Source organism: Alloalcanivorax profundimaris (assembly GCF_015265435.1).
Lineage (GTDB): Bacteria > Pseudomonadota > Gammaproteobacteria > Pseudomonadales > Alcanivoracaceae > Alloalcanivorax > Alloalcanivorax profundimaris.
In genome coordinates, this window is sequence record NZ_JABJWH010000011.1 from 38310 (window position 1) to 44621 (window position 6312).

General features: G+C 62.7%; 6 protein-coding genes, 1 pseudogene and 1 other annotated feature. Of the genes and pseudogenes, 3 read left to right on the forward strand and 4 right to left on the reverse strand.

Annotation, left to right across the window (positions count from 1 at the left end; translation table 11 throughout):
- Positions 1 to 75: 75 nt before the first annotated feature.
- The gene (locus tag HMJ39_RS07875) at positions 76 to 1278 is read right to left on the reverse strand and encodes an alkane 1-monooxygenase (protein WP_194296877.1); all 1203 of its coding nucleotides are present in this window, start codon (positions 1276 to 1278) and stop codon (positions 76 to 78) included.
- A gap of 109 nt (positions 1279 to 1387) precedes the next feature.
- Between HMJ39_RS07875 and HMJ39_RS07880 the strand changes: the two genes are divergently transcribed.
- On the forward strand, positions 1388 to 2410 hold the full coding sequence (locus HMJ39_RS07880) for an AraC family transcriptional regulator (RefSeq protein WP_194296878.1): 1023 nt from the start codon (positions 1388 to 1390) through the stop codon (positions 2408 to 2410).
- 46 nt (positions 2411 to 2456) lie between these two features.
- Here HMJ39_RS07880 and HMJ39_RS07885 read toward each other — a convergent pair whose 3' ends face one another.
- Entirely contained in the window at positions 2457 to 3026 is a 570-nt protein-coding gene (locus tag HMJ39_RS07885) for a gamma-glutamylcyclotransferase (protein ID WP_194296879.1), read from the reverse strand.
- Between the two features lie 164 nt (positions 3027 to 3190).
- On the opposite strand from HMJ39_RS07885, the gene pdxH reads away from it, so the two are divergent.
- Positions 3191 to 3820 (forward strand): pyridoxamine 5'-phosphate oxidase, encoded by a 630-nt coding sequence (gene pdxH, locus HMJ39_RS07890; RefSeq protein WP_194296880.1) that lies wholly within the window; start codon positions 3191 to 3193, stop codon positions 3818 to 3820.
- A gap of 17 nt (positions 3821 to 3837) precedes the next feature.
- Here pdxH and HMJ39_RS07895 read toward each other — a convergent pair whose 3' ends face one another.
- Positions 3838 to 4857 carry an integron integrase gene (locus HMJ39_RS07895; protein ID WP_194296881.1) on the reverse strand — a complete coding sequence of 340 codons (1020 nt, stop codon included), beginning with the start codon at positions 4855 to 4857 and terminating at the stop codon, positions 3838 to 3840.
- Between HMJ39_RS07895 and HMJ39_RS07900 the strand changes: the two genes are divergently transcribed.
- A protein-coding gene (locus HMJ39_RS07900) for an IS3 family transposase (RefSeq protein ID WP_194296882.1) occupies positions 4848 to 6073 on the forward strand; the annotation gives its coding sequence in 2 pieces (ribosomal slippage) (positions 4848 to 5133 and positions 5133 to 6073; 1227 coding nt in all). The two genes, HMJ39_RS07895 and HMJ39_RS07900, sit on opposite strands and share 10 nt — an antisense overlap.
- Positions 5126 to 5242: a sequence feature (AL1L pseudoknot), on the forward strand. (Overlaps the previous gene by 117 nt.)
- A gap of 40 nt (positions 6074 to 6113) precedes the next feature.
- Here HMJ39_RS07900 and HMJ39_RS07905 read toward each other — a convergent pair.
- A pseudogene (locus HMJ39_RS07905) lies at positions 6114 to 6312 on the reverse strand (IS4 family transposase); the annotation flags it as partial.

A 6312-nucleotide genomic window follows, 5' to 3' on the forward strand; every position in this document is an offset into this window, starting at 1 on the left:
CACCCCTCGCCCCTTTTTCGATAATGCGAACAATTATCATTAAAAGAGACGGGAGTGACAAGCGGGCGATCGCCCTCAGCTCGCGGCCACCTTCGCCGGCGCGTCCCCGTATTTGATGTCGTACTTGCGGATCAGCTCCTCCCGCCGGGCCGGGTCGAAGTTGATGTTGCGCGCATCGTAGCCGGCGTGTTCCAGCAGACGCTTGTCCATCACGTTGTACCAGAGCGGCGGGAAGTAGCTGATGAAGAACATGCCGAAGTAGCCGTTGGGCAGGGTGGGCAGGTTCTCGAAGTGGCGCAGGCTCTGATAGCGCCGGGTCGGGTGGGCGTGGTGGTCCGAATGCCGCTGCAAGTGGAACGTAGCCCAGTTGGAGAACATGTGGTTGCTGTTCCAGCTGTGGTACGGCTTGGTGCGTTCATAGCGACCGTTGGCGGTTTTGTGGCGCAGCAGGCCATAGTGCTCGATGTAGTTGGCGGAGGTGAGCTGAAACGCGCCCCAGAACGCGGTGGCCAGAATGTAGGGCAGCAGGCCGATGCCGAAGAGCGCCAGCACCGAGCCCCAGGCCACGGCGGTGATGATCGCCGGCTGGATGATCTCGTTCTCCAGGGACCACACTGATTTGCCGCGCGCCTCCAGACGATCTTTTTCCAGACGCCAGGCACGCTTGGCGGCGCCGGGAATCTCCCGCAGCACGAACTTCCAGATGCTCTCGCCCATGCGCGAGGAGGCCGGGTCCTCCGGCGTGGCCACGTCCTTATGGTGGCCCTTGTTGTGCTCGATGAAGAAGTGCCCGTAACCACACGGCGCCAGCACGAACTTGGCCAGCCAGCGCTCGCCCTTGCCTTTCTTGTGGCCCATCTCGTGACCCAGGTTGATGCCCACGCCACAGGTGCCGCCGATCAGGTAGACCATGGCCAGCACCCCGTACCAGGGCAGATCCTGGGTGCCCACGAACCAGGCGCCGAAGAACCAGGCGCCCCAGATCAGCGGCACCAGGGCGTAGGTCACCCAGCGGTAATAAGGATCGTCCTCCAGCTGCGGGACGATCTCCTCCGGCGGGTTGCTCAAATCCTCGCCGATGATCATGTCCAGCACCGGCACCGTCAGGTAGTAGAACACCAGGGGAATCCACAGCGTCCAGGCGTTGCCGGTGGCGAAATACAACGCCGGGCCGACGAACACGATGGCCGGCACGAAGATGGAGGTGAACCACAGTTTTCGCTTGCGGTCGCGGTACACGACCCCGGAAGGTCCGGTGAAGACGCCTGCCTTGCTCATAGCAACCTCGATATTGTTGTTCGATGGGATACAGAATGTCTCCCCCGGACCTTGCAAGGCACCGCCTAAGGTGGCAATAAGTCGTCATATAGTGACAAAGGACCCGACCATGGTTGCCACCGACACCGGCCGCCTGCGCCCCGCCATCCACCCGGTCTACCCCCGGCTGATGTGCGCCTATCTGCATGAAAGAGGCTTCGAAAACGACGCCATCTTCCGTGGCACCCGGCTGCAATGGGAGCAACTGCTCGGTGAACACCGCTACCTGAGCCTGGAGCAGGTGTCGCGCCTGGAGCGGCGCGCCGTGGCCCTCACCGGCACCCCCTGGCTGGGCCTGGAAATCGGCGCCGCCACCTCGGTGTCCGCCCACGGCCCGCTGGGCTACGCGGTGATCTCCGCCCCGGACCTGCGCGCCGTGCTCAAGGTAGTGGCCCGCTTCGTGGCGGTGCGCTTCCAACTGGTGGAACTCAGCTTCGAGGAGGACGAACGGGAAGGGCGGCTCACCCTCCACGAAAAAGTGGATCTGGGCGACATGCGGGAATTCAACGCCGGCTCGATCCTCGCCACCTACTTCCAGCTGGTGGATACGGTCACCTCCCGGCGCCTGCGCGACGCCCACATCCAGGTGCCCTTCGAGGCGCCGCCCTGGGCGGACCAGTATGAACAACGGCTCGGCTGCCCGGTGACCTTCGGCGCCGACCACCTGGCCATTACCCTGCCCAAGCCGGTGCTCGACACCCCCTGCCTCACCGCCGACCCGGGCCTGCACCGCACCGCGCTAAGGGACTGCGAACACCAGCTCAAGCAACTGCAAAGCGGCGGCCCGCTCAGCCAGCGCATCGGCATCGAGCTGCTCGACGGCGACGGCCAGTACCCCACCCTGGAAGACATGGCCGCCCGCTTCGCCATGTCGCCGCGCACCCTGATCCGCAAGCTAAAAACCGAAGGCACCCGCTACCAGGAACTGCTCGACGACGTACGCGGCGAGCTCGCCGCCTGGTACCTCCTGGAAACCGACCTCCCGGTGGAACGCATCGCCGAACGCCTCGGCTACCAGGACCCCTCCAACTTCAGCCGCACCTTCCAACGCTGGTTCGGCGTCACCCCCCGGCAAATGCGAAGAGAACAGTAGGAGCGACTTCAGTCGCGATTCCACACCCGGCTACACCACACCACGCTCAACACCTCTCCACCCCCAACAAAAACCGCTCCAACGCAAACACATGCTCATCCTCCGCCCCCAACTCCCGCAACGCCTCCGCCAGATTCAACAAATAATCCCGATTCGGCCCACTAGGCCCATGACTCCCCGCAATCTGCCGCGCGATCGCCGCCTCCGACGCCGGCCCCAAAAACGCCGCGTTGTCCTCCGTGGCGATGTACACCAGCCCTTCCTCATGCCCGCCATCGGAAAACGTCATCGGCGTGGAAAACCGCAAATAGCCGTTCTTCTCCCGCACATCCAGATGATCAAACACCGCCGGCGCCACCCGATACGCCATGCCCGCGCACACCGTCCCCGGGCTCTCCACCAGCGTCAGCACCCGCCCCGGCGATTCCGGCGTCCCCCGGTGATCGTGGGACCCCTGCCAGAACCGCCGCGCCCAGCCGCGAATGCTCGCCGGCCGCTGCTCCAGATACGGAAAATCCGCCTTGAAAATCAGCGACCCGTAACCGAACAACCAAACGCTCTCGCGCCCGCTCAAATCCTGCCGCTGCTTATTGATCTCGATGGTATTGAATGACATGCGCCCAGGATAACGAATCCCGCCCCAACCCGCCGCCGCTGATCATTCACTCCATGCCCAATCGAACCCCCCGGCACATACCCACCCTTGACCCCAAACAACCAAAACCCCCGACCATTTCCGCTACAATCCCCAACACCACGAACAAACCAACAAGGGCCCCCATGAAAGACGTACGCCAGGAATACCACGCCCCCGGCCTCACCGAAGCCGACCTGCTGGCGGACCCGGTCGAGCAGGCCCGCCGCTGGGTCGACGAAGCCATCGACGCCAACCTCCCCCTGGCCAACGCCATGACCCTCGCCACCGTCTCCGCCGACGGCCGCCCCTCCAGCCGCGTGGTCCTGCTCAAAGGCATCGAGGACGGCGGCTTCGTATTCTTCACCCACTACGACAGCCGCAAAGGCGACGACATCGCCGCCAACCCCAACGTCTCCTTCGTCATGTTCTGGGGCCCCTTCGACCGCCAGCTGATCGTCAACGGCCGCGCCGAAAAACTCGACCCCCAACAATCCCGCGACTACTTCGCCAGCCGCCCCCGCGACAGCCAGCTCAGCGCCGCCATCTCCCCGCAAAGCCGCCCCACCACCCGCGAACAACTGGAAGCGGACATGGCCAGCCTCGCCCAGCAATACCCGGAAGGCGAAACCGTCCCCATGCCCGACACCTGGGGCGGCTACCGCATCACCCCGGAAGAAATCCAGTTCTGGCATGGCCGCCCCAGCCGTCTGCACGATCGCTTTCGCTACCTCAAACAAGGCGCTACCTGGATCCGAGAACGTTTGGCGCCCTGAGCAAGCGAAGGTGCCGGCTACCCAAGCGGGCTACGCACCCCCGCAAAACCCTGCCCCAGAACATGCGTGTAGATCTGCGTGGTATTCAGGTCGCTATGGCCGAGCAGTTCCTGCACGGTACGAATATCCACTCCACTGAGCAGTAGCTGGGTCGCAAAGCTATGGCGAAACGTGTGGCTGGTAGCGGATTTTCCTAAGCCAGCATCCGAAACCGCCCGTTTCACTGCCTTTTGAACGGCGCTTACGTGGAGGTGGTGTAGCACCCATCGCCCCTCCCCGTCTTGGCACAGGCCCTCGGAAGGAAACAGCCATTGCCACTGAACTGACAACGAAGCGAAAGGATACTTACGGGCTAGAGCACCGGGCATGGACGTCGGCGTTCGCTTCTCCGCCGGCGTGACTTTCACTTCATCCGTGCGCGCTTTCGTAAGGGAACGAAGCGGCGTTGCCAGGGACTCCGGCAACAACGTATTCCTGTCCTTCGCTCCCTTACCGTCACGCACCGTAATCGTACGCAGCCCAAAATCAATATCCTTCACGCGTAAACGAGCTGTTTCCGTAACCCGCAACCCGGCGCCATAGATCAAAGAGACGATGAGTTTATGTGGCGCCGGCAACCGATCTATAACCGCCATCGCTTCGTTATGATTCAGAACAACGGGTAGTTTTGGAGGGCGCCTCACCCTGGAAATATTCTGGATGTCGCCCAGCGGCACCTTGATCACGTGGCGATATAGAAACACCGGAGCGTTCAACGCCTGATTCTGTGTGGCGGCCGCTACGCCTCTCTTCGTCGCAAGCCAAGTCAAAAAGGCCGAAACTTCTGGCTCCGACATTTCAGCGGGGTGGCGCAGCTTGTGGAACCGAATGAAATAGCGAATCCAGTACCAATAGGTCTTCTCGGTCCGTGGGCTGTAATGGCGCACCCGAATGGCATCGCGAAACTGATCATGGAGCCTTGGGCGCCTGTCACTATCTGAACCGTCCCGGGATTCCCGGAGGCTCCAAACCTTGAGAGGATGGAGCCATGAGCACATCAAAACGATATTCCCCCGAGGTACGCCAGCGGGCGGTCCGCATGGTTTTTGACCACGAAGCCGACTACCCCTCGCAGTGGGCGGCCATCGGCGCCATTGCCCCCAAGATCGGCTGCACGCCGGAAACCCTGCGTAGCTGGGTCCGCCAGGCTGAACGTAACGCAGGGCGCCAGGAGGGCATGACTACCAGCGAGCATGAGCGGATCAAAGCGCTGGAGCGCGAGAACCGTGAACTGAAGCAGGCCAACGAGATCCTTCGCAAGGCCTCAGCGTATTTTGCCCAGGCGGAGCTCGACCGCCGCGGCAAGTGATGCTCGACTTCATCGACCATCACCGAGAGTCGTACGGGGTCGAGCCGATCTGCCGTGTTCTGCCGATCGCCCCGTCGACCTACTACGAGCACAAGGCGCGTCACGCCCAGCCTGATCGCTCGCCACCCCGCATCCAGCGTGATCACTGGTTGAGCGCCGAGATCCAGCGCGTCTGGGACGAGAACTTCGGTGTTTACGGTATCCGCAAGGTCTGGCGCCAATTGCATCGAGAAGCGATCTCTGCCGCTCGCTGCACCGTCGAGCGCCTGATGCGCCGAATGGGGCTGCGTGGCGTGGTGAGAGGCAGGCCAGTCCGAACGACCGTACCAGATCCCAACCAGGCCTCTCCGGCGGACCTGGTGCGACGGCAGTTTCAGCCGGCTCAGCCGAATGCGCTGTGGGTGTCGGATTTTACCTATGTCGCGACCTGGCAGGGGTTCGTGTACGTCGCCTTCGTCATCGATGCCTTTGCCCGCCGGATCATCGGCTGGCGTGTCTCCCGCTCACCCCGCACCGACATGGTGCTCGATGCGCTGGAGCAGGCGCTTCATGAACGGCCTCAGCGACCTGGCAGCGACTTGGTCCACCATAGCGATAGGGGCGTTCAATATGTCTCGATTCGATACACAGAGCGCTTGGAGGATGCCGGTATCGCCCCGTCTGTCGGGAGTGTCGGCGACTCATATGACAATGCGCTGGCCGAGACAGTGATCGGGTTGTTCAAGACGGAGGTCATCCGCCGAAGCGGGCCATGGCGGCACCTGGAGGCCGTTGAGTTCGCCACCCTGGAGTGGGTCGACTGGTTCAATCATCGGCGGCTCCTGGAACCGATCGGCAACATGCCGCCTGCTGAGCGAGAAGCGCTGTATTATGAGCAACAGGGTCAGGCCAAGAAGGTGGCCTGACTCAAACCAATGGGTCTCCGAGAAAGCCGGGACGGTTCAGTCCCTGCACCAGGTCGTTCTCGTTGCCGTCACCCAGCGCCACGAACTCCGGTACATCGGTACCGTGGTTGAGCCCCACGCTCAGCTTCACGTTGCCCGCGTCCGGCCGATAGGCAGCCCACGGGAACAGCTTCAGCGACAGATCGATGGCGCTGGCATCCAGTGAGTAAAGCGGGTTCTTGAAGCGGAACTTGTGCCGC